Annotated in this window: 18 protein-coding genes and 1 pseudogene; 1 reads left to right on the plus strand and 18 read right to left on the minus strand. The window is 73.4% G+C overall.

From position 1 onward, the window contains the following. Positions 1-15: 15 nt before the first annotated feature. The 11 genes and pseudogenes from QOM21_RS31000 to QOM21_RS31050 form a co-directional block, all read right to left on the minus strand. On the minus strand, positions 16-1,821 hold the full coding sequence (locus QOM21_RS31000) for a complex I subunit 5 family protein (RefSeq protein WP_407554309.1): 1,806 nt from the start codon (positions 1,819-1,821) through the stop codon (positions 16-18). After that, positions 1,818-2,165 (minus strand): sodium:proton antiporter, encoded by a 348-nt coding sequence (locus QOM21_RS31005; RefSeq protein WP_407554310.1) that lies wholly within the window; start codon positions 2,163-2,165, stop codon positions 1,818-1,820. Before QOM21_RS31005 ends, QOM21_RS31000 begins: the two co-directional genes overlap by 4 nt. After that, positions 2,162-2,911 carry an MnhB domain-containing protein gene (locus QOM21_RS31010; protein ID WP_407555931.1) on the minus strand — a complete coding sequence of 250 codons (750 nt, stop codon included), beginning with the start codon at positions 2,909-2,911 and terminating at the stop codon, positions 2,162-2,164. Before QOM21_RS31010 ends, QOM21_RS31005 begins: the two co-directional genes overlap by 4 nt. Before the next feature lie 2 nt (positions 2,912-2,913). Continuing rightward, a pseudogene (locus tag QOM21_RS31015) lies at positions 2,914-3,179 on the minus strand (hydrogenase subunit MbhD domain-containing protein). Next, positions 3,172-3,663, minus strand: a complete 492-nt coding sequence (locus QOM21_RS31020) for a monovalent cation/H+ antiporter complex subunit F (protein WP_407554311.1) — start codon at positions 3,661-3,663, stop codon at positions 3,172-3,174. The pseudogene QOM21_RS31015 and the gene QOM21_RS31020 overlap by 8 nt, the downstream one beginning before the upstream one ends. Then, positions 3,660-3,836 carry a hypothetical protein gene (locus tag QOM21_RS31025; protein ID WP_407554312.1) on the minus strand — a complete coding sequence of 59 codons (177 nt, stop codon included), beginning with the start codon at positions 3,834-3,836 and terminating at the stop codon, positions 3,660-3,662. The genes QOM21_RS31020 and QOM21_RS31025 overlap by 4 nt, the downstream gene beginning before the upstream one ends. Positions 3,837-3,963: 127 nt before the next feature. Next, positions 3,964-6,348 (minus strand): phosphoketolase, encoded by a 2,385-nt coding sequence (locus tag QOM21_RS31030; protein ID WP_407554313.1) that lies wholly within the window; start codon positions 6,346-6,348, stop codon positions 3,964-3,966. A 106-nt stretch (positions 6,349-6,454) separates the two neighbouring features. Further along, positions 6,455-7,420: an LLM class F420-dependent oxidoreductase gene (locus tag QOM21_RS31035; RefSeq protein WP_407554314.1), complete on the minus strand. Its 966-nt coding sequence runs from the start codon at positions 7,418-7,420 to the stop codon at positions 6,455-6,457. A 66-nt stretch (positions 7,421-7,486) separates the two neighbouring features. Further along, positions 7,487-7,723: a DUF5133 domain-containing protein gene (locus QOM21_RS31040; protein ID WP_407554315.1), complete on the minus strand. Its 237-nt coding sequence runs from the start codon at positions 7,721-7,723 to the stop codon at positions 7,487-7,489. A 305-nt stretch (positions 7,724-8,028) separates the two neighbouring features. Beyond that, entirely contained in the window at positions 8,029-8,199 is a 171-nt protein-coding gene (locus QOM21_RS31045) for a hypothetical protein (RefSeq protein WP_407554316.1), read from the minus strand. Between the two features lie 432 nt (positions 8,200-8,631). Continuing rightward, complete coding sequence (locus tag QOM21_RS31050; RefSeq protein ID WP_407554317.1) at positions 8,632-9,882, minus strand: NAD(P)/FAD-dependent oxidoreductase; 1,251 nt, start codon at positions 9,880-9,882, stop codon at positions 8,632-8,634. 401 nt (positions 9,883-10,283) lie between these two features. On the opposite strand from QOM21_RS31050, the gene QOM21_RS31055 reads away from it, so the two are divergent. After that, positions 10,284-10,865, plus strand: coding sequence for an HPP family protein (locus QOM21_RS31055; protein WP_407554318.1), 582 nt, complete (start codon positions 10,284-10,286; stop codon positions 10,863-10,865). Between the two features lie 8 nt (positions 10,866-10,873). On the opposite strand, the gene QOM21_RS31060 is transcribed toward QOM21_RS31055, so the two are convergent. The 7 genes from QOM21_RS31060 to QOM21_RS31090 form a co-directional block, all read right to left on the minus strand. After that, positions 10,874-11,644 carry an HpcH/HpaI aldolase family protein gene (locus QOM21_RS31060; RefSeq protein WP_407554319.1) on the minus strand — a complete coding sequence of 257 codons (771 nt, stop codon included), beginning with the start codon at positions 11,642-11,644 and terminating at the stop codon, positions 10,874-10,876. Beyond that, positions 11,645-12,865: a type III PLP-dependent enzyme gene (locus QOM21_RS31065; protein ID WP_407554320.1), complete on the minus strand. Its 1,221-nt coding sequence runs from the start codon at positions 12,863-12,865 to the stop codon at positions 11,645-11,647. Beyond that, complete coding sequence (locus QOM21_RS31070; protein ID WP_407554321.1) at positions 12,862-14,643, minus strand: IucA/IucC family protein; 1,782 nt, start codon at positions 14,641-14,643, stop codon at positions 12,862-12,864. The genes QOM21_RS31065 and QOM21_RS31070 overlap by 4 nt, the downstream gene beginning before the upstream one ends. Continuing rightward, positions 14,631-15,947: an MFS transporter gene (locus tag QOM21_RS31075; protein WP_407554322.1), complete on the minus strand. Its 1,317-nt coding sequence runs from the start codon at positions 15,945-15,947 to the stop codon at positions 14,631-14,633. The genes QOM21_RS31070 and QOM21_RS31075 overlap by 13 nt, the downstream gene beginning before the upstream one ends. Then, on the minus strand, positions 15,944-17,752 hold the full coding sequence (locus tag QOM21_RS31080) for an IucA/IucC family protein (RefSeq protein ID WP_407554323.1): 1,809 nt from the start codon (positions 17,750-17,752) through the stop codon (positions 15,944-15,946). Before QOM21_RS31080 ends, QOM21_RS31075 begins: the two co-directional genes overlap by 4 nt. Continuing rightward, positions 17,749-18,939, minus strand: a complete 1,191-nt coding sequence (locus tag QOM21_RS31085) for an acetyl-CoA carboxylase biotin carboxylase subunit family protein (RefSeq protein ID WP_407554324.1) — start codon at positions 18,937-18,939, stop codon at positions 17,749-17,751. Before QOM21_RS31085 ends, QOM21_RS31080 begins: the two co-directional genes overlap by 4 nt. A 94-nt stretch (positions 18,940-19,033) precedes the next feature. Then, on the minus strand, positions 19,034-20,047 hold the full coding sequence (locus QOM21_RS31090) for an ABC transporter substrate-binding protein (RefSeq protein WP_407554325.1): 1,014 nt from the start codon (positions 20,045-20,047) through the stop codon (positions 19,034-19,036). Positions 20,048-20,056 lie beyond the last annotated feature (9 nt).

Below are 20,056 nucleotides of genomic sequence, written 5' to 3' on the forward strand. Positions count from 1 at the left end.
GTACGGCCGCGCGCGTCACACCATCAGAGCCGCGACCAGGGTGATGCCCGCCAGGAACCAGGCGACGTAGTCGCCCACATGACCGGAGTGCAGTCGTCGCAGGGGTCCGGTCCACCCGGCCGGCTCGGGGTGCAACGGCCTTCGCACCGCCGCCGTGGCGAGCGCCACGGCCAGGGCGGCGGACAACAGCCCGAACAGAACTCCCGTCGCCGACCAGTGCGGTGGCGGAGTGGCCTCCGGCGCCGCCGCACCGCCTCGCAGAACGGACGCGGCGTAGCCGGCGTGGTCGGTGAACGCGTCCGCGGCCCGGCCCACGGCCGGCAGCAAGGCCGGCACGACGCCGACCGCCAGTGCTCCGGCCAGCAGCACCGCGGGCACCGTGAGCATGGTGTCCGGGATCCGGGAGAGCCGGCCGCCGAGGGTCTCCGGCTCCTCCTCCTTGCCGGTCGTCTCCTCGGCGGCGTCGGCCGGACGCGGGCCGAGCCCGAGGAACACCCGTGCGGCGGCGCGCAGTACGGCCCCGCCGGTGGCCGCCGAGACCAGCACGAACAGCGCGGTCGCCCAGGCGCCCGCCGCCTCCTCCGTGACGGCCTTGCCCAACGCGGTGCCGAACGGCGGGAGCCCGGCCAGCGCGAGCCCGCCGAGCCCGAACAGCACACCCACGCCGGGGAGTGCGCGGCCTCGGCCGTGCAGCTCGTGCTCGTCGATGCTCCCCAGCCGGTCCAGAAGAAGGCCGACGCAGGCGAAGAGCGCGGCCTTCACGCCCGCGTGCGCCAGTACGTACAGGGCGACGCCGCCGAGGCCCTGCGGGGTGAGGACCGCCAGCCCGACGAGGAACAGTCCGGTGTGCGCGACGGTGGAGTAGGCCAGCAGGCGTTTGAGGTGGCGCTGCAGCCAGCACATCACCGCGCCCAGCACGGCCGTCAGCACTCCCAGTGCCATCAGCGCGCGGTGCGCGTCGGGAGCCGCGACGCCGCCGGGGCCGGCGAAGACCGTCCAGTACACACGGGCCGTGCCGTACACGCCCAGTTCGACCATGACCGCCGACATCAGCATGCAGACGGGCGTCGGGGCCACCGCGTGCGCGTCGGCGAGCCAGAAGTGGAAGGGCACCGCCGCGGCCTTGACGAGGAGACCGGTGACGACGAGGACGAAGCCGGCCGTCACCAGGGCGTCCTGGCCGCCGGGGTGCGCGTCGAGACGGGCGCCGATCTGCGCGAATCCCAGTTCCCCGGTGCGTGCGTACAGCAGGCCGATGCCCAGCAACGTGGTGTAGCCGCCGAGGGAGTTGACGATGCCGAAGACCAGGCCGCCCTGGACCGCGCGGGCCTCCTCCACGCGGTAGCCCGTCAGCGCGTAGGCGACGACGCTCATCAGCTCGAAGAAGACGAACGCGTTGAAGAGGTCACCGGTCAGCACGAAGCCGCACATGCCTGCCTGGAAGAGCAGCACCAGGGCGGGAAACGACCCCGCGTGGCGCACCGGCGGTTCGTCGAAATACCGCCAGGCGTAGACGAGGGCGGCCACGACCAGCAGCGAGATCAGGGCGGCCATACCCAGTCCGATGTGGTCGCCGACCAGCACGATGCCCACGCTCGCGCCACCGTGCGGACGCCAACCGCCCAGCCATTCGACGGACCGTCCCGCGGGGCCCGCCGCGCCGCTCAGCGCGATCAGCGCCGTGGCCGCCGTGCCCCCGGCGAACAGGCACCCCGTCACCTCGGCGGCGAACCGCGGCAGCCGCCGGCCCGCCCCGACCAGGAGCGCCGCCCCCAGCAGCGGGATCGCCACGATCAGCGGCAGGAGCCCGGCGACGCTCACCCCCGCAGCTCCGACAGCTCATCGGGGTCGACCGTGCGGTGCCGCTTGGCGACCTGGATGACCAGGGCGAGCAACAGCGCCGTCACCGTCGCCCCGATCACCACGTCCGTGAGGACCAGCGCCTGTACGACGGGGTCGACGACGGGACGGGAGCCCGGGGTGAGATCGGAGAACACCGGGGCGGTGGCGCCGTCGCGGTAGCCGACGGCCAGCAGCAGGACGTACGTCGAGGACTGGCAGACGGCCAGGCACCCCACGGCGTGGATGAGGTTCCGGCTGGTGGCCAGGCCGTAGCAGCCGATGAGGAAGAGCCATCCCGCGATGAGATAGGGCAGCACGCTCATCGGTTCGCCTCCTTCGTGCCGGGGGCGTCGTCCTCGATCTCGACGGCCTGGTCGAGGAAGCGGGCCAGCAGGACGACGACCCCGCACGCCACCTCCACCCCGATGGCGGCGTTGAGCAGCGGCACGGTGCCGCCCGAGGACAGGGTGTTGAAGGTGCCGAAGGGCAGGAAGTTGGCGAGGAACGCCGATCCGGCCACCAGGGCCGCCGCGCCCGTCATGAGATAAGCGGCCTCGCCCGCGGCGTCCGCGACCTCGTACAGGCCGATCGGCCGGATCCGCTCCAGCGCGCGGTAGTCCACCGCGATGTAGAGCAGATGGAGCGCCGTCGCGACCACCACCCCGCCCTGGAAGCCGCCGCCGGGGCTGAGTTGGCCGTGCGCGACGATGTACAGGCCGACGAGCAGCGCGACGGGCAGCGCGATCAGCGCGTAGCGGCGCACCGGCGGCGCGACCCGGAACGGCTCGGGTGGCCGCCGGTCCTCGTCGCGGGTCTGGCGGAGCAGCACCACGGTGCCCAGCACCGCACCGAACAGGATGCTCTCTTCCCCGAGGGTGTCGAAGGCGCGCTGGTCGAAGTTCACCGACGCGATCGTGTTGGCGGTGCGGTGGTCCAGGGCGGCGCGGACGGCCCGGTCGCCGTAGGGGTGCCAGGCCCCGCCGAACTGCGGCAGACCGAAGCAGGCGGCGGCGAAGAGGGCGGCCGTGCCCAGCGCGCCGAGGGCCAGCACCCAGCGCCGCAGCGTCATGCTCACTCGTGCTCCTCCCGGCTCTCACTGCGCGCCCGGCGGCGCACCTTGCGTACGGACAGCAGCACCATCAGCGGAGTCAGTGCGGAGCCGACGGCGAGCTGGGACAGCGCGACATCGGGCGCCTGGAGGAGAAGGAACAGCACCGCGAGCGCCAGACCGAGCAGGGACAGCAGGAAGGACTGGCGCACAGGTCCCGGACCAGCACGGTGGCGGTCCCGGCGGCGGCGACCAGGACGAGGCCGAGCAGCAGCGGCAGATCAGCCATCCGACATCCCTTCCGCGGGCCCGCCCAGCCCGTGGCCCGCCGTGCCCGCGGCGGTCACCGCGCGGGCCGAGACCCAGCTGCCCGACACCAACAGCGCGCCGATGACCAGGAGTTTCACCAGTGCACGGCCGGGCCCGGTGACCACGCACAGCGGCACCACCACCAGCGTCACGGCGCCGTAGCACAGCCACGTCGTCACCCGGAGCGGGCGCGGGCTCGTTGGCGCGGCGGCCAGCTCGTCCGCCAGTAGCCGCACGTACAGCAGCGTCCCGACGGGGCCGAGCACCGCGAGGGTCAGGGCCAGGTCCTGATAGGCGCTACGGTCGTAGCCCTGCGACAACAGCAGTACCACCAGGGCGACCAGAGTGGTCGTCAGGTTCTGCGCCGGGATCCTTCGGCGGATCCGGCCGGTGGCGGCGCCGACCGCGGCGGGCACCGCGCCGCACACGAGCAGCGCCGTGCCCGCCGCGATCCAGCCGTTCACCGGCGGCCGGCCGCCCGCCGGGCCCCGCAGGCCGCGCAGGCGGCGAGGAACGCGGCGGCGGCACCGACCAGCCACTCCAGCGGGTCGATGGTGGAGATCAGCACGAGCCATAGGCCGGTCAACGCCGCCCACCAGCAGAGGAGTTCGGCGCCCGTCGCGATCCGCCGGTTCATCCGCCCACCTCCTGCCGCCCGGGTACCCCGGCCTCAGGCTCACATGCGCGGCTCCGGACTCCCGGTCACCGCGCCGCGCATCACTCCGACGGGGGCGCGGCCGGGCCCGGCCCCCGCCGCCCCGGTGTCAGCCGGTCCAGGACCAGTCCGCGACCTCCGGCAGGTCGGTGCCGTGTTCCCGGATCCAGGCATGGTGGCGGGTGCGCACGTCCGCCATCTCCTGCCGCAGTGCCACAGCGCGGACACCGAGCCCGGGCACCCGGTCGATGACGTCCATCACCAGGCGGTAGCGGTCGAGGTCGTTGCGGACGACCATGTCGAAGGGCGTGGTGGTGGTGCCCTCTTCCTTGTAGCCGCGGACATGCAGCTGGTGGTGTCCCGTGCGGCGGTAGGTGAGCCGGTGGATCAGCCAGGGGTAGCCGTGGTAGGCGAAGATGACCGGCCGGTCGCGGGTGAACAGCGCGTCGTACTCGGAGTCCGGCATGCCGTGCGGGTGGTCCCCTGAGGGCAGCAGCCGCGCCATGTCGACGACGTTGACCACCCGCACCGCCAGCTCCGGCAGCTGCCGGCGCAGCAGATCCGCCGCGGCCAGCGTCTCCTGGGTGGGCACATCTCCCGCACAGGCCAGCACCACGTCCGGTTCACCGCTGCCGTCCTCGGTGCCCGCCCAGTCCCACACGCCGGCCCCGCGGGCGCAGTGCGCGCGGGCCTGCTCCAGGGTGAGCCAGTCGAAGCCGGGCTGCTTGCCGGCCACGATGACGTTGACGTAGTCCCGGCTGCGCAGGGCGTGATCGGCCACCGAGAGCAGGGTGTTGGCGTCCGGCGGCAGATACACCCGGACGACTTCCGGGCTCTTGTTGAGGATGTGGTCGACGAATCCGGGGTCCTGGTGCGAGAACCCGTTGTGGTCCTGCCGCCACACATGGGACGTGAGCAGGTAGTTCAGGGAGGCGATGGGCCGCCGCCAGGGGAGCTGCCGGGAGGTCTTGAGCCATTTGATGTGCTGGTTGACCATCGAGTCGACGATATGGGCGAACGCCTCGTAGCTGGAGAAGAGCCCGTGCCGCCCGGTGAGGAGATAGCCCTCCAGCCACCCCTGGCACAGGTGCTCGGAGAGCACCTCCATGACCCGCCCGTCGCGCGCGAGGTGCTCATCGGTGCCGAGGGTCTCGGCCTGCCACGCCTTCCCGGTGGCTTCGTAGACGTCCTGGAGGCGGTTGGAGGCGGTTTCGTCGGGGCCCACGATGCGGAAGTCGCGGCGCTCCGCGGTGGCCTCCATGATCGCTTCGAGCAGACCGCCGAGCACCCGCGTCGGCTCGTGCACGGAGTTGCCGGGCTGGTCGACGAGGACCGCGTGCCGCTCCAGGGGCGGCACCGGCAGGTCGCGCAGCAGCAGACCGCCGTTGGCGTGCGGCGAGGCACCCAGCCGGCGCGTCCCCTCCGGCACGCAGGCGAGCACCTCCGGCCGTGGCGCGCCGGCCGCGTCGAACAGCTCGTCCGGCCGGTAGGAGCGCATCCAGCTCTCCAGCTGCCGCAGATGGTCGGCGTTCTCGCGGACGCCGGACAGCGGTACCTGGTGCGCACGCCAGGTCCCTTCGACCGGCAGCCCGTCCACGTCGCCCGGGCCCGTCCAGCCCTTGGGCGTCCGCAGCACGATCATGGGCCAGCGCGGCCGCTCCGTCACTCCCTCGTGCCTGGCCCGGCGTTGAATGGCGGCGATGCGGTCCAGCGAGGTGTCCAGCGCGGCGGCCAGATCCTGGTGCACCGCCGTGGGGTCGGCGCCGCTGACGTACAGCGGCTCGTGGCCGTAGCCGCGCAGCAGGGCGTCCAGCTCGTCCTGCGGGATCCGGGCGAGCACCGTCGGGTTGGCGATCTTGTAGCCGTTGAGGTGCAGGATCGGCAGGACGGCTCCGTCGTGGACCGGGTCGAGGAACTTCGTGGTGTGCCAGGAGGCGGCCAGCGGGCCCGTCTCCGCCTCGCCGTCACCGATCACACAGGGGACGAACAGCTCCGGGTTGTCGAACGCCGCGCCGTAGGCATGCGCCAGGGAGTAGCCCAGCTCACCGCCTTCGTGGATGGACCCCGGGGTCTCCGGCGCGACATGGCTGGGGACACCGCCGGGGAAGGAGAACTGCCGGAAGAGCCGCTCCATCCCCGCCCGGTCCCGGCTCACGTCGGGATACGTCTGCGCGTACGTGCCGTCCAGCCAGGAGTTGGCGAGGACGGCGGGGCCGCCGTGGCCCGGACCCCAGACACACATCGCGGCCAGGTCGCGGGCCGCGATGACGCGGTTGAGGTGCGTGTGCACCAGGTTGAGCCCGGGGGACGTCCCCCAGTGGCCCAGCAGGCGCGGTTTGATGTGTTCGGGGCGCAGGGGCTCTTCCAGGAGCGGGTTGGCCATCAGGTAGATCTGCCCGACGGACAGGTAGTTGGCGGCGCGCCAGTGGGCGTTCAGCCTTGTGACCTCTGCGGGGTCGAGGGGCCTCGCCGCTGCCGTCTCTGCGTCGCGCATGCTCATCTCCTCATCAACAAGTCCTCAACAGACGGGACCGGACACCGCGGCAGTGGGCACCGGGTGGCGCCCGTCCCGCTGTCCGCACCACTCGACGCCGCACCCCTCAGAGGTGGCGCAGCGCGGGCAGCAGCTTGGTCTCCGCCCATTCCAGGAACGGCTCCTGGTGGCCACCGCCGACCTGCACCAGAGCGATCTCCGTGAAGCCCGCGTCCACGTACGGGCGTACCGCGTCCATGAACCGGCCGACGTCGTCGCCGCAGGGGATCGCCTCCCCGACGTCCTCCTGCCGGACGTACCGGGTGGCCACGGAGAACCCGGAGGGGCCCGGCAGCTCGGAGTTGACCGGCCAGCCGCCGACCGCCCAGCGGAACTGGTCGTGGGCCCGCGCGAGTGCCGCCTCGCGGTCGGGGTCGTAGCAGACCGGGAGCTGACCGATGCGGGGCTTTCCGGTGCCGCCGTGCCGGTCGAAGGAGGCCAGCAGCCCGCTCCTGGGCTCGGTGGCGATGACGAGATCACCGAGGCGGCCGGCGATCTCGCAGGACCGCGCGCCCGACACGGCCACGCCGATCGGCACCGGCTCGTCGGGCAGGTCCCAGAGCTTGGCCTGCTCGACGTCGAAGTGGGTGCCGTGGAAGGTGACATCGCCGCCCTCGAAGAGCGCGCGGATGATCTCGATCGCCTCCTCCAGCTTCTCCAGCCGGACGGGCGCCCCGGGCCAGCCCCGGCCCACCACATGCTCGTTGAGGTTCTCGCCCGACCCCAGGCCCAGCCGGAACCGCCCGCCGGACAGCAGCTGCATGGTCGCGGCCTTCTGCGCGACCACGGCAGGGTGATAGCGGGTCGTCGGGCACGTCACGTACGTCATCAGCGGGATACGCGAGGTCGCCTGCGCCGCCGCACCGAGCACGCTCCAGGCGTACGGCGAGTGGCCCTGGGAGGCCAGCCACGGGAAGTAGTGGTCGGAGGTGACCGAGAAGTCGAAACCGGCCCGCTCGGCTCCGACGACATGCCCGACGAGGTCCCGCGGGCCCGCCTGCTCGGTCATCATCGTGTATCCGAATTGCACCATTGAATACCCGTAGCCGTTCCTCGGCCACCGAAACGCGCCTGCCGCCGAATCGCACCCGGACGCCCGTCAGTGGCGTTCACCGGCCATGCCGACGGCTCTCGGGGCGCTCCGCGCGAGGTAGTTCTCCGCCGCGATGATCGCCTCCCGGGCCGTGCGGCGCCCCATCAGCACGCACAGGGTGTAGGCGACGTCCTCCAGGCGCCGGCGCCGGGCGGGATCGTGCGGCTCCGCGAGCGACAGGCGCTCCCACACGCGATATCGCCGCAGCAGCGACGCGAGCACGGTCTTGTCCGGCAGCAGCATCCTGATCTTCTCCCGACGTCGGCCCGGATGACCGGGATACGGCCCTGGCGGCGGCGCATGCGGTGAACACGGCCGAACCGAGGGGGCGACCGGCGCGCCGCGAGCGATGCCGGGCGGGCAGAGCTGCCCGCCCGGCATCGCTCGCGGCGGCCGTCATGATCTGTGTCGCCGGCCGGGGCGCTTGCGCGCGGCTCCGGCGGGCCCTGCCCGTGCTCCGAGGCCGGGCGGCATACTCACCTTGCGCCGCGCCCCGGGCGCCTGCAACCGGACGTGGACCCGGGCCCGGTCCGTGTCGCCCGGCCGGCTCAGTCGGGGGGTTCGGGCGCCGGATGGTGATCCGGCGTGGCACCGGGCGGCTCCACCGGATCGGGGCCCGGCTCGTCCGGCTCCGACTCGGGCGGATGCGGGTCACGCGGCAGGGGGCTCGGATCGCTCGGCACGGGCCCCGGCCCGTCGGGCTTCGGTTCGGTGGTCATCACGACCGCCTTTCCTCGTTGGCCTTGCTGGTCTTGTCGGCTTCGTCGGCCTTGTCGGTTCGTTGTTCCCGTCGGCCTGGCGGGTCCTACCGTTCTCGTCGGCCTGCTCCCGGATCCTCCTGCGCTCCCGGAGCAGCGGGCTTTCGAACGCCTCCCGGGGGCGATCCCGGGCTTCCTTCCGGCCTGATGCCGGGGAGAGCGGTGCCTCTCCATCGTGCGTCGGATCCCGGATCGGCCGCACCGGCGACCTCGTGGGCGCGCCCGCCGGGATTCCCCCGCACCGGCCTCCTGCCCGTGAGCCGTCCGGGTAAAAGGCTCAAGATCGATTGATTCGCGGAAGCGTTCGCGGGGCGCCGTCCGGACCCGCGGCAGGCGCACCGCCACGGCGCCCCTGCCGCCGAACGAGCGGGGGCGCCGGTCCCGGCCGAGCCCTCACGCGGCCGTGCCGGGGGCGTCCAGCAGATCGGCCAGCGGCACGCTCGTATCGGCGAGGCGGCCCGGGTCGATCCTGCGGCCGCTCGTCACCAGCGCGCGGATCGGGTCGGTGACGTCCCAGATGTTGACGTTCATGCCGGCCAGCACCCGGCCGTCCGCGAGCCAGAAGGCGATGAACTCGCGGGCCTCGGGATTGCCGCGGAAGACGACCTGGTCGTAACCGTCGGGCTCGACGTGCCCGGTGTACTCCATGCCCAGGTCGTACTGGTCGGTGAAGAAGTAGGGCAGCCGGTCGTAGCTCACGTCCTGGCCGAGCATGGCTCTGGCTGCGGTCTGCGGCTGGTGCAGTGCGTTGGCCCAGTGCTCGACCCGCAGGTGTCGGCCCAGCAGCGGATGGAAGGCGTTGGCGACATCGCCGGCGGCGTGGATGTCCGGGTGGGAGGACCGCAGTTGCGCGTCGACCAGGACGCCGTTGTCCACGTCGAGACCGGCCGCCTCGGCGAGGCCGCTGCACGGAGCGATGCCGACACCGACGACGACCGCGTCCGCGGGGATGTGGGTGCCGTCGGCCAGCCGTACGCCGTCCGCCCGGCCGTCGGTGCCGGTGATCTCCGCGACCCGGACCCCGCAGCGCAAGGTGACGCCGTGGTCGGTGTGCAGCGTGGCGAAGACCTGCGCGACCTCGCGGCCGAGCACCCGCAGCAGGGGCAGCTCGGCCATCTCCAGCAGCGTCACCTCGACGCCCGCGGCGCGGGCGGCGGCCGTGGTCTCCAGCCCGATCCAGCCGCCGCCGATCACCACGATCCGGGTGGCGGTGCGGAAGGTCTCCTTGAGGGCGTCGCTGTCCGCCAGGCGGCGCAGGTAGTGGACGCCGCCGAAGTCCGCGCCGGGCACCGGCAGGGGGAGCGGGGCGGAGCCGGTGGTCAGCAGCAGCTTCGCGTAGCCGTGCCGGCTGCCGTCGTCGAGGGTCAGGGTGTGCCCGGCCGGGTCGATGCCGGTGACGGTGGTGCCCAGCCGCAGCTCGACGTCGTGTTCGGCGTACCAGTGGGGCGGGTGGGCGTAGATGCCTTCCAGCTCCGAGGTGCCCATGAGGTAGCCCTTGGACAGCGGCGGGCGTTCGTAGGGCCGCTCCTGCTCGTCGCCGAGCAGCACGAGGGGCCCGTCGAAGCCCTCCGCGCGCAGCGTCTCCGCGGCCTTCGCGCCGGCCAGACCGGCTCCGGCGATCATGAATGCGGTGTTCCCGGCCATCTCCGGCTCAGCTCCTTCGTCGCCCTGCCCCGGGCGGGACGACGCCGTCGCGTGCGCCCGGGTTGTGCCACTCATCAAGCCCCGGCGGCAGGCCCGTGAGGTACCGCTGATGGTGTTGCGTGCCCTCTGTCCTTGCCCTCCGGCCGTGCTCCTGGCCCGTACTGGCTCCACGGCCGTCCGGCAGGGGGCCGGCCCGCGCTCTCACCCCTCCCGCAGGGCTGTGAGCTGCGAAGGTTACAATTCGAACGGACTGCGCGGCCCGAAACCCGGGCGTTCGCGCACGGTCGGATTCCCGTGGACCACGGGGGTGTGCGTGTGGATGTCCTCTGCAGCACCGGACCTCTCCTCCTCCCGCCCGCCCCGTCGGCCCGCACCGCGCCGGCACAGCCCAGAAGTGTCGTATGAGCCTCGATCACGCCCCTGCGCCGGCCGCGCCTGCCCGCGCGGCGACCGCCTCCGCACCGACGGCCGCCTCTCCCGAAACCGCGGTCCGTCCGCTGGCCGGCCGGGCACCGGCGCCGCCCCCGCCCGCGACCGCGCTGTACATCGTCGGCGCCGCGGCGGTCGTGCTGCTGGCGCTGGTGGGCATCGGTGCGCTGATTCACGAGGCGGTCCTCATCGCGCCGCTGGCCGCGAGCGCCGCCCTCGTGCACAGTGCGCCCGCGCTGCCCCTCTCGCAGCCGCGCAGCGTGATCGGCGGACATCTGCTCTGCGCGGGGATCGGTTTCGGGGTCCTCGCCGTGTGCGGCAGCACCCCGTGGGCGGCCGCCGTCGCGGGCAGCCTTGCGCTCGCGGCCACGATGATCGCCCGCACACCGCACAGCCCCGCGTGCGGTACCGCCGTCGTCGTGGTGCTGCAGCGCCCCGAACCGCTGGAGTTCCTCGCGACGCTGGTCGGCGCGTGCGTCCTGCTGGTGGTGGCGGGGTACGCCGCCTCCCGCGTCCGGCGCAAGGCACCGGCGTACCCCGCCTACTGGTGGTGACGTAGCGGTCAGCCGCCGCCGAGCGCCCGGTCGAGCTGTCCGCGCAGCGCTCGCGCGGTGAGATCGCGGTCCTCGCCGAGGACGAAGGCCCGCACCCCGTCCGCGTGCCACTCGGCCCGGCGCTCCGGCGTGGTGGACATCGCGCAGAACGGGACGCCGTGGCGGGCGCAGCCGGCGCGGAGGGTCCGCACGGCTTCCTGGACGCGGGGGTGGCGGACCTGCCAGGGGACCCCGTAGGACTGCGAGAGGTCGCCGGGGCCCGGCAGCAGCAGGTCGACGCCGCCGGGGGAGAGGATCTCGTCGATCGCCGTCACGCCCTCCGCGTCCTCGACCAGCGCGATGACCATGATCTCGGCGTTGGCCCGCTCGATGTACGTGGGCAGGTCGATCCGGCCGAAGCCGGGGCCGCGGCCGCCGTTGAGGGAACGCATGCCCTCGGGCGCGTAGCGGGCGGCCCTGATGGCCGCGTCCACGTCGGCGCGCTCGCGTACGTGCGGAACGACGATGCCCATCGCCCCGGCGTCCAGGGCGCGCAGTATCGCGCCGGGGTCGGCCTCGGGGACGCGGACGAACGGGGTGAGCCCGGTCGTCTCGGCGGCCCGGATCAGATGCTCCAGCTGCTGCGGGTCGACGAGGGTGTGCTCGCAGTCGAGGATCACGAAGTCGTAGCCCGCGCAGCCGATCATCTCGACCATGGCGGTGTCGGGGACGGTGCTGAACAGGCCGTGCACCTCCTCGCCCGCGGCGAGCCTGCGCCGGACCTCGTTGGGGCGCAGCATCTAGACGTCCTCCGCACTGCCGAGGAAGTGGAAGCCCGGGCGGGGGTGCATCAGGAAGTCGTGGTGCGAGATGTTCCAGGCGTACGCACCGGCCACTCCGAACACCACCCGGTCGCCCGCCCGCAGCCCCGGTGCCGGCACGTCACGCGCGAGGACGTCCTTGGGCGTGCAGAGCTGGCCGGTGACGGTGACGCGGTCGCCCTCGGCCGCCGACCGGGGCCAGGGGTGCGGCCAGGGCTCGTCGGAGGGCAGCACCGTGCAGGGCTGGTCGTGTCCCTTGGTGGCCGGTGTGCGCAGGTGGTGGGTACCGCCCCGGACCACGGCGAAATCCTCGCCGTGGCTGCGCTTCACATCCAGCACCTCGGTGGCGTACCAGCCGCAGTAGGCGGTGAGTGCGCGGCCCGGCTCGATGCGCAGAGTGAGGCCCGGCTGCGCGGCGGCGAGCCGGTCGAGCCCCGCGCCGAACGCCGCCCAGTCGAAGCGGGCCTCGGGCTCGGTGTAGTCGACGGCCATCCCGCCGCCGATGGTCACCTCCGGCAGGGCGATGCGGTGCCGCTCGGCGAGCCGTACGGACCACGTCACGATGGCGCCGGCGACGGCGAGCTGCTCGGGAGCCTCCAGGCCGCTCGCCAAGTGGGCGTGGATTCCCCGCAGTTCGAGGTGCGGGTAGGTGCCGTCGGTGAGCAGTGCGACGACCTCGTCGGCCTGTGCCGGGTCCAGGCCGAAGGGGGTGGGGCGGCCGCCCATGGCCAGGGAACTGCCGTCCAGCGAGCCGTCGTCGACGGACAGGTTGAACCGGGCCAGCACCGCGATCCGGTGGCCCGGGGCGAGACGGGCGGCGAGGTCCGCGAGCATGTGCAGCTCGTAGACGCTCTCCACATGGAAGCGCTGCACGCCGAGCTCCAGCGCTTGGGCGACCTCCGCGGGGGTCTTGCCGGGGCCGCCGAAGGCCAGCGGCGCACCGGGTACGGCCTTGCCGACGTGCGCCAGTTCGCCGCCCGAGGACACCTCGTAGCCGTCGACGTACGGGCGCAGGGCGGCCAGGATCTCCGGTTCGGGGTTGGCCTTGGCCGCGTAGTACAGCTCCACCCGCTCGGGCAGCGCGGCCCGCACCCCGGCCACGTGCTCGCGCAGCGCCGTCAGGTCGTAGAGGTAGGCGGGCAGTTCCTCGGGCCGCAGCGCCGTCGCACGGGCGCGGACCGCGGGCGTGGGGAGGGTCATCGTGCGCTCCAGGGGGTGGTGTCGTCGGTCCGCACGGCGCCGGTCAGGACGGCTTCGGCGAGCGGCGAGGGCAGCGGGACGTAGCCGGCCTCCCGGTCGGCCTTGCGCTCCCAGCGGGTCAGCAGATTGGCCTTGGCGGGCAGCGGCACCCCGGCCAGCAGGGCGGCCAGCCGCGGCGGGCAACCGTGGCGGTCGGCGTGCGCCTGGAGGGTGCGGCGCACCTGCGCCCACAGCTCGGCCTCGGTGCCCGGGTGCAGATCGGCGAGCGCGGCCAGCATCTCGGCCACGTGGTTGACCAGCAGGCAGTACACGACGCGGTCCCAGCCGCGCTGTGCGTCGTACGTCATGGGCCCCGCGATCGACTCGGGCAGCGACGCGAGCAGGTCGGTGTGGTGCTCGGGGACGAGCTTGGTGCCCTCCAGGTCGCGGAAGAGCACCTGCGCGGGCATGCCGTCGCCGTCGACGCACACCAGCACGTTCTGCAGGTGCGGTTCCAGGACGACGCCGTGGTCGAAGTAGGCGGCGAGCACCGGCGGCAGGAGCAGATTGAGGTACGCCGCCCACCAGTCCAGCGCTGCCTGCGGGCCGGCGCCGTCCAGGAGGCGGGAGACATGGGCCGCGCTGGTCGGGTACTCGTCGGCGACGGCGGCCGCCAGCAGCGGGGTGGTGCCGGGCAGCAGCCGGCGGGACAGGCCCTCGCGGACGATGACACCGAACCCTTCGAGCAGCTCGGTCTCCGGCCGGCCGTCCGGTCCCGGCAGCGCCAGGCTGCGGTAGGCCGGCTCGCGGAGAACGGCACTTCCGGGGAAGCGGGCGGCGAGGTCGGTGAGGACGGGCTCCAGCAGACGGGTCAGTGCGACGGCGCCTGACAGCTCGTAACTGGCGTTCTTGCGCAGGCAGTTGGTGATCCGGACGTTCAGGCTGAACTTCAGGAAGGACGCGCCGTCGAAGAGCGTGCGCACGGACGCGGTCGCCGCGAACGGCGTCGTGCCGGTCCCCAGCACCCGGATGTCGTCCCGGTCCAGCGCCTCCCGCAGGCCCGGGTGGTCGCGCAGCAGCTCGAACTGCCAGGGATGGACGGGCAGCAGCCGGAAGCCGTCCGGCACATCGGTGTGCAGCGCGTCCAGGGCCGCGGTGGCGCCGGCCTCGGCGGCCTCCTCGGCGATCAGCTCGTCGCGGACTGCGAGCAGCAGCAGCGGGAAGGACGCCCCGGCCTCCGGCGCGTACGACTGCCAGGAGGCGGGGTCGCCGGTCCGGGCCTTGGGGGTCGGGTGGAACCGGTGGCCGAAGAGCAGCGCCTGCTCGGAGGCCAGGTAGGCGGCGAGCCAGTCCTCGTCCTCCCGGCCCGTGTCGGCCTGCGGCGGTACGCCGCGCGAGGCGAGCGCGGCCGCGACGGCCTGATGGCTGGAGGCGATCTGCGCGAGGAACTCGTCGTTGGCCACGCCGGTGCGCAGCGACAGCTCCGCGTGCACGTACTCGGCCAGCCGGCCCCAGCCGACCTCGGCCCAGCCGTCCTCGGCCTGCTCGGTCACCGGGCCGGTGAAGCGGTGGGCGCCGATCAGGGACGTACGGCGCAACGCCACCCGCAGCAGCACCCCGCGCCGGGGGAGCCTGATCAGCAGATGGCCGGTGTCGACGGCGGTCTGGTGCTCCGGGCCGCTGACCTCGCGGAGCAGGCAGTTCAGCAGGGTGTGCGCCACGACGTGGTCGGCGGTGGGCAGACCCGCGGGGGAGGCGGGGGCCGGGGCGGTGCCGGGCGAATTGGTCAGCGAGGGCATCGGGGGCTCCAGCGGGTGCGGGGGAGACGGGGCGAGAGAGCGGGGAGGGTGGTCGCGAGCACGGTGACCACGGCGATCGCGGTGCCGGTCAGGACGGGTGCGGACGGGCCGAACCAGTCGTTGCCGGCCGCGGCGGCCACGCCGGCGGCGACCGCGCCGGCCTTGGAGAAGAATTCGATCGAGCCGAACAGACCGCCGGGTGCACGGCCCTTGGCGCAGTCCGCGGCCATGACCGACAGGCAGACCAGCCCGAGGGTGAGGCCGGCGCCGAGCACCAGCCGTACGGCGATGAAGGCGGGGAGCGAGTCGGCGGCGCCGTGGCCGGCCAGACCCAGCGCGATACAGCCGAAGCCGAGCGCGATGCCCAGGCGCGGGCGGGTCCGGAAGACCGAGTGCACCGCCATCGCCGCGAGCAGGTAGCACATGTGCGGCAGGGCGAACAGCACGCCGGACACCATCGGACCGGTCCCCGGGATCCGCTCCTTGATCAGGGAGATCAGGTACGGAAAGGAGATGACGGTGGAGAACACGAACGCGAACTCCAGTGCGTACAGGGTGCGCAGCGAGCCGAACCGGGCGCGCCGGGCGGGCTGCGCCGCGGCGGCCTCCGCGGCCATCGCCACCTCGGCCGACTCGGTGGCCTCGGCCTCCCCGGCGGACCTGTCCGGTGCCGGCGTGGCGGCCGGGGACCGGGGCGGCTCCGGCAGCGCCGCCAGCATCAGGGCGGCGGCCAGCGGAAGCACGGCCAGCAGGGCGTACTGGCGGTGCGGTGACAGCCACGGCGTCAGCGAGCCGACGACGATCGGTGCGAAGACCAGCGCCGCGCGGGCGCTTCCCTGCATCAGCGTCAGTGCCCGGGACAGCGCGTTGCCCTCCAGCGCCGCGCCCAGATAGCCGTTGGACGCGGCGAAGGTGCCGCCCAGGACTCCTTGCAGGCACAGCGCCGCGGCGAAGGTGCCGATCGAGTCCGCCCAGCCGGCCAGCAGGAACGCCGCCGCGAGCCCCAACTGGGCGCGCAGCAGCAGCCGTTTGCGGCCGAAGCGATCGGCGAGCCGCCCCCACAGGGGGGCGCCGAGGGCGCCGAAGATGGTGGGCACGATGTAGAGCAGCCCGGCCCAGCGGGCGGCACCGTCACCCAGCTCGGGCAGGATCTCGGTGAGGTAGGGCGGCAGTCCGAGGGCGGCGAAGGACGCCACGAAGTAGCAGCCCGCCACGGCGTGCACCTGGCGTCGGGCGAGAGCGGGACGGGGCTTGGTCTCGACGGCGTCCGGAGCGGCCTGGCGCCGTCGGGTAGCGGTGATCATCGGCAAGTTCCCGGGGAAAGCAGGTAGTTGGGGCCGGTCGTGTAGTGCTTGTTGATGTCGGCGGCGCCCGAGCGTTCCTTGGACAGCAGGGTCCCGGCGCTGACCATCGCCTTGACGGGGAGTTCGGGTGCGTCCAGGAGATGGGCGCGGAGCGCGGCGCCGGGCTCACCCGGTGCGGTGCCCTGCCGCTCGACGGCCTCCGCGAGTCTCTCCCGGACCGGTCCCAGGAGCCGTGCGAGGGGCGCGCGGCCCTCGCGGGCGAGCCCGAAAGCGTAGGACCCGGCGCACAGATGGACGGTGATCGTGGCGAACATGTCCAGGATCGGCCGGTCGCTGTCGGCGAAGATCCGCGGGTCGGCGAAGGCGGCGGGGTCCGGGGCGTCGTCCCCGAGCGTCTCCCGCAGGCGGGCGGTGTGCAGCCGCGGCGCGTCGTTGTCCTTGAACAGCAGCCGCAGCCGGGTCGATCCCGCCACCCGGTCCAGTACCAGCGAGATGTTCTGCTGGTGGGACTCCAGGGCGATGCCGTAGCCGAAGAGGGTGGCCTGCCAGTCGAAGAGCAGGGCCAGGCAGGCGTCCAGCAGGGCGAGCGGGTCACCGTCGTAGAAGCGCTCGGCGAGATGGTCGATGACCGCCTCGCCGCCCGGCGCCCGGCTCAGCAGGGCGGCCATCGGCACCACGGCGCTGCCGTCGAGGCCGGCCGGGTAGCGGCGGCACAGCACGGCGAGCAGCTCGTGCTCGGCGTGCGCGTAGACGGTCTCGTCGGCCTGCAGAATCGATTCAGCAAATCGCGGCTCGCGGGCCAGCACGGTCTCCAGGAGCCGTTGGCCCGCCGCGCCGTCGATGAGCGTGCGGGGCTTGATGGTCCGCCGGTTGCGCAGCCCCAGCGTGGCCGTGGCCAGCGGCAGCTTCAGGTGCAGCCGCGGGTCGGCGTCGGGCGCCACGGTGCGCATCGACAGCGTCGGCACCGCGGAGAGCAGTGCGCGCTCGGACAGGACGGCGTCCTGTTCGAGGCCGGTCTCGCGCAGGGCGTCGCGCAGCGGGCCGCCGAGGCTCAACGGGTGTACGGGCAGCGCGAGATGGCTGCCGTCGAGATGCGGCAGGCCCAGCGCCGCGGGCGTCGGCCAGAAGTCGGGCAGTGCCGCTTCGCCGCCCGTCACGGTCACGGCGGTACGCGGCAGGGCGAGCCAGCGCAGTGCGAAACGCGGGTGGAACTCCGGCGCGTAGGAACGCAGCTGCCGCTCGTCCAGGCCGGAGCGGCCCCGTGCGGTGGGGTAGACGGGGTGGTCGAGCCGAGCGGCCAGCGTGTCGTACGCCAGACCGCCGGAGAGCCCCGACCAGGCGCCCGGGTCCGACCCGTGACGTACCGTCAGCTCGGCGTCGGTCTCGGCCCGTGTCCGGCTGTGCAGCCGCATGGTCGCCAGCGTCTGCCGGCACTCCTCGGCGAAGGCGTCGAAGCCCTCGTGGTCGGCGGGGTCGGCGAGTGCGCGCAGCGCGGCCAGCACGTCATCGGTGGTGGTCAGCCGGGCGCCGTCGGCCTCGCGGACCAACAGGGGCAGCCGGGCCGCGTAGGTGCTCTGGTAGCCGTCCTCGCCGAGCGGAAGCAGCAGGGCCGCGGCGGCCGGGTCCGCCGGAAGCCGCAGCCAGGGGCCGTCCGGCCGCTCCAGCAGCGTGCTCCGGCTGCGCAGGCCGACGACGTCCTCGCGCAGCAGCGCGCTGAGCACGCGCCGCAGCAGTTCCGCCTCCTCGTCCGCGCCGCCGTCCGGGTACGCGCCGAGGTCCTCGGCGGTGTCGAGCGGGGCGGTCATGACGATATCTCCCAGCGCTCGGCGGCGAAGAACCCGTGGGACGCGCGGTCCACGGCGCCGCCGTCGGTGCCGGTGGCCCGCAGCACACCGAGGTAGTCGCGGTTGGTGCGGTACAGCGGGTGCTCCGCGCCGACCGGGCGCAGCGGCCGGTAGCTCAGCCGGACGCCGTCCACCGTGCGGTCGGTGGCGCCGGGCGCCGTGGTGAGCGTCCCGGCCCGGTCCGCGCGGGCGTACTCCAGCCGGCCCGCACCGTCGCGCCGCGCACCGAGGCCGGCGGGCAGCGGCTCGCCCAGATGCGTCCGCAGGATGTGCTCGAACAGCGGGATGTCCAGGACCTGCGCGAGGAGCAGATCGCACTGGTCGCCGATGGCGCGGTAGTTCACCTCGATCAGCCGCGCGCGGCCCTCGTGCACCACGAATTCGGTGTGGCACGCCCCGAACCCGACGCCCAGCGCGTCGAGTTGGGCCAGCACCTGCGCCTGGACCGGCTCCGGGTGCGCGGCGACGAAGTCGTGCCGCTCCTCGATGAACGCCGGCGGCGCCGAGACGGTCGTGTGGAAGCCGCCCAGGACGTGCCGCACCCGGCCGTCGCCGAGCGTCTCCAGGGTGTACAGCTCACCGGCGAGGAACTCCTCCGCGACCAGCGCGGCCTGCGGGCGCCGCGCCTGGATCTCCGCGGCGCGCGCCACCAGCTCCTCGGGACCGGCGGCCAGCGTCACGTCCTCGCTCGCCACTCCCTCACGGGGCTTGACGACACAGGGGTAGGGCAGGCCGGCGGCGGCGAGGGTGGCCGGGTCCTGGCCGGCGGAGAGCTCCACGGACCGGACGGTGTCGGCGCCGGCCGCGGCGAGGTGGCGCCGCATCTCGGCCTTGTTCTTGGCGCGCAGCGCGGCCCGCCAGTCCTTGCCCGGAAGCGCGAAGTAGTCGGCGGCCAGAGCCGCTTGGGTCTGCAGGTGGTCGCTGTTGGTGAACACCGCGTCCGGGCGGTGGTGGGTGGCGATCCGGCTGATGACGGCGCGGAAGTCGTGGACGTCGCACTCCAGGACCTCGGTCTGCGGACAGGCCCGGCGGTGCGCCTCGGGCTGGTCCGTGAGGATCGTGACCGTCAGCCCCAGGCGGGTGGCGGCGGGCAGGAAGCCGTCGGTGACCGAGTCGGTGGGATTGAGAGCGAGCAGATACATCCGCATGAGCGGGGCGCCTTCGGGATCGGGGGTGGTGCGTGGGGAGGACGGGATGCCGGGCGGGGGTGGGCCGTGGGGACGGCGGCCCACCCCCTGGGGCTCAGCTCTTCGGCAGCTGCACGCCGGTGGCCTTCGCCACGTCGGCGAGCATGTGCTCGGCGGCCTGGATGCCGATGCCGGACATCCAGGTCTCGTCCGGCACGTCGAAGACCTTGTGGCCCTTGACGGCGCCCAGGTCCTTCCAGACCGGGTTGGACGTGACGTCCTTCTTCTGGGTCTTGTCCGGGTCGTCCGCGACGGTCACGAAGACCATGTCCGCCTCGGCCTTGTCGATCTCCTCCGGGCTGACGTCGAGCATCGTCTTGACCGGGTCGGTGGAGCTCTGCGACTTCGGACGGGCCAGACCGATGTCGTTCAGGACCACGCCGCTGTAGGAGGACTTCTGGTACAGGCGCGTCGGGCCGGCCACGAAGCGCACGACCGAGGCGGACGGCATCTTGCCGTCGTACTTCTTCTTGATGGCCGCGCCCAGGGCCTTCGCGCGGGTCTCGTACTCCTTGAGCTTGCGGTCGGCTTCCTTCTCCAGGCCCAGCGCCTTGGCGTGCACCTTCAGGTTGGCCTTCCAGGGCCCGCCGGTGGTCTCGGTGAAGACGGTCGGCGCGATCGCCTTGAGCTTGTCGTAGATCTTCTCGTGCCGGACCTTGGAGGAAAGGATCAGGTCGGGCTTGAGGGTGGCGATCTTCTCCAGGTTCGGCTCCAGCAGCGGGCCGACGTCCGTGACGCCCTTGATCTCGTCCTTGAGGTAGGTGGGGAAGCCGCCCTCGGTCTTCATGTGCGGGGAGACCGCGCCGACCGGCGTGATGCCCAGCGTGGTGACGTCGTCGAGCTCGCCGGTGTCCAGGACGACCACGCGCTTGGGCTTCGCGGGGATCTCCGCGCCGCCCATGGCGTCCTTGACGGTGCGCGGGAAGGCGCCGGAGCCGGCGCCGTCCTTGCCGGTCTCGTCGGAGGACTTGGCGCCGCCGCAGGCGGCCAGCGCGGCGGTGCCCAGGACGACGGCGAGCAGCGCGGCGATCAGCCGGCTGATACCGCGGAAGGTGAATCTGCTGAACATGAGGGTGTC

Origin of the sequence: Streptomyces sp. Pv4-95, from assembly GCF_045782725.1 — a bacterium.
In the GTDB taxonomy this organism is placed as follows: domain Bacteria; phylum Actinomycetota; class Actinomycetes; order Streptomycetales; family Streptomycetaceae; genus Streptomyces.

What these genes read in the sequence shown, in the direction of transcription:
- QOM21_RS31090 (WP_407554325.1), bottom strand. Translation starts at nt 20,047, where the DNA reads ATGTTCAGCAGATTCACCTTCCGCGGTATCAGCCGGCTGATCGCCGCG.
- QOM21_RS31045 (WP_407554316.1), bottom strand. Translation starts at nt 8,199, where the DNA reads ATGACCACCGAACCGAAGCCCGACGGGCCGGGGCCCGTGCCGAGCGAT.
- QOM21_RS31085 (WP_407554324.1), bottom strand. Translation starts at nt 18,939, where the DNA reads ATGCGGATGTATCTGCTCGCTCTCAATCCCACCGACTCGGTCACCGAC.
- QOM21_RS31080 (WP_407554323.1), bottom strand. Translation starts at nt 17,752, where the DNA reads ATGACCGCCCCGCTCGACACCGCCGAGGACCTCGGCGCGTACCCGGAC.
- QOM21_RS31030 (WP_407554313.1), bottom strand. Translation starts at nt 6,348, where the DNA reads ATGCGCGACGCAGAGACGGCAGCGGCGAGGCCCCTCGACCCCGCAGAG.
- QOM21_RS31055 (WP_407554318.1), top strand. Translation starts at nt 10,284, where the DNA reads ATGAGCCTCGATCACGCCCCTGCGCCGGCCGCGCCTGCCCGCGCGGCG.
- QOM21_RS31040 (WP_407554315.1), bottom strand. Translation starts at nt 7,723, where the DNA reads ATGCTGCTGCCGGACAAGACCGTGCTCGCGTCGCTGCTGCGGCGATAT.
- QOM21_RS31010 (WP_407555931.1), bottom strand. Translation starts at nt 2,911, where the DNA reads ATGACGCTGCGGCGCTGGGTGCTGGCCCTCGGCGCGCTGGGCACGGCC.
- QOM21_RS31025 (WP_407554312.1), bottom strand. Translation starts at nt 3,836, where the DNA reads ATGAACCGGCGGATCGCGACGGGCGCCGAACTCCTCTGCTGGTGGGCG.
- QOM21_RS31035 (WP_407554314.1), bottom strand. Translation starts at nt 7,420, where the DNA reads ATGGTGCAATTCGGATACACGATGATGACCGAGCAGGCGGGCCCGCGG.
- QOM21_RS31075 (WP_407554322.1), bottom strand. Translation starts at nt 15,947, where the DNA reads ATGATCACCGCTACCCGACGGCGCCAGGCCGCTCCGGACGCCGTCGAG.
- QOM21_RS31070 (WP_407554321.1), bottom strand. Translation starts at nt 14,643, where the DNA reads ATGCCCTCGCTGACCAATTCGCCCGGCACCGCCCCGGCCCCCGCCTCC.
- QOM21_RS31060 (WP_407554319.1), bottom strand. Translation starts at nt 11,644, where the DNA reads ATGCTGCGCCCCAACGAGGTCCGGCGCAGGCTCGCCGCGGGCGAGGAG.
- QOM21_RS31065 (WP_407554320.1), bottom strand. Translation starts at nt 12,865, where the DNA reads ATGACCCTCCCCACGCCCGCGGTCCGCGCCCGTGCGACGGCGCTGCGG.
- QOM21_RS31005 (WP_407554310.1), bottom strand. Translation starts at nt 2,165, where the DNA reads ATGAGCGTGCTGCCCTATCTCATCGCGGGATGGCTCTTCCTCATCGGC.
- QOM21_RS31050 (WP_407554317.1), bottom strand. Translation starts at nt 9,882, where the DNA reads ATGGCCGGGAACACCGCATTCATGATCGCCGGAGCCGGTCTGGCCGGC.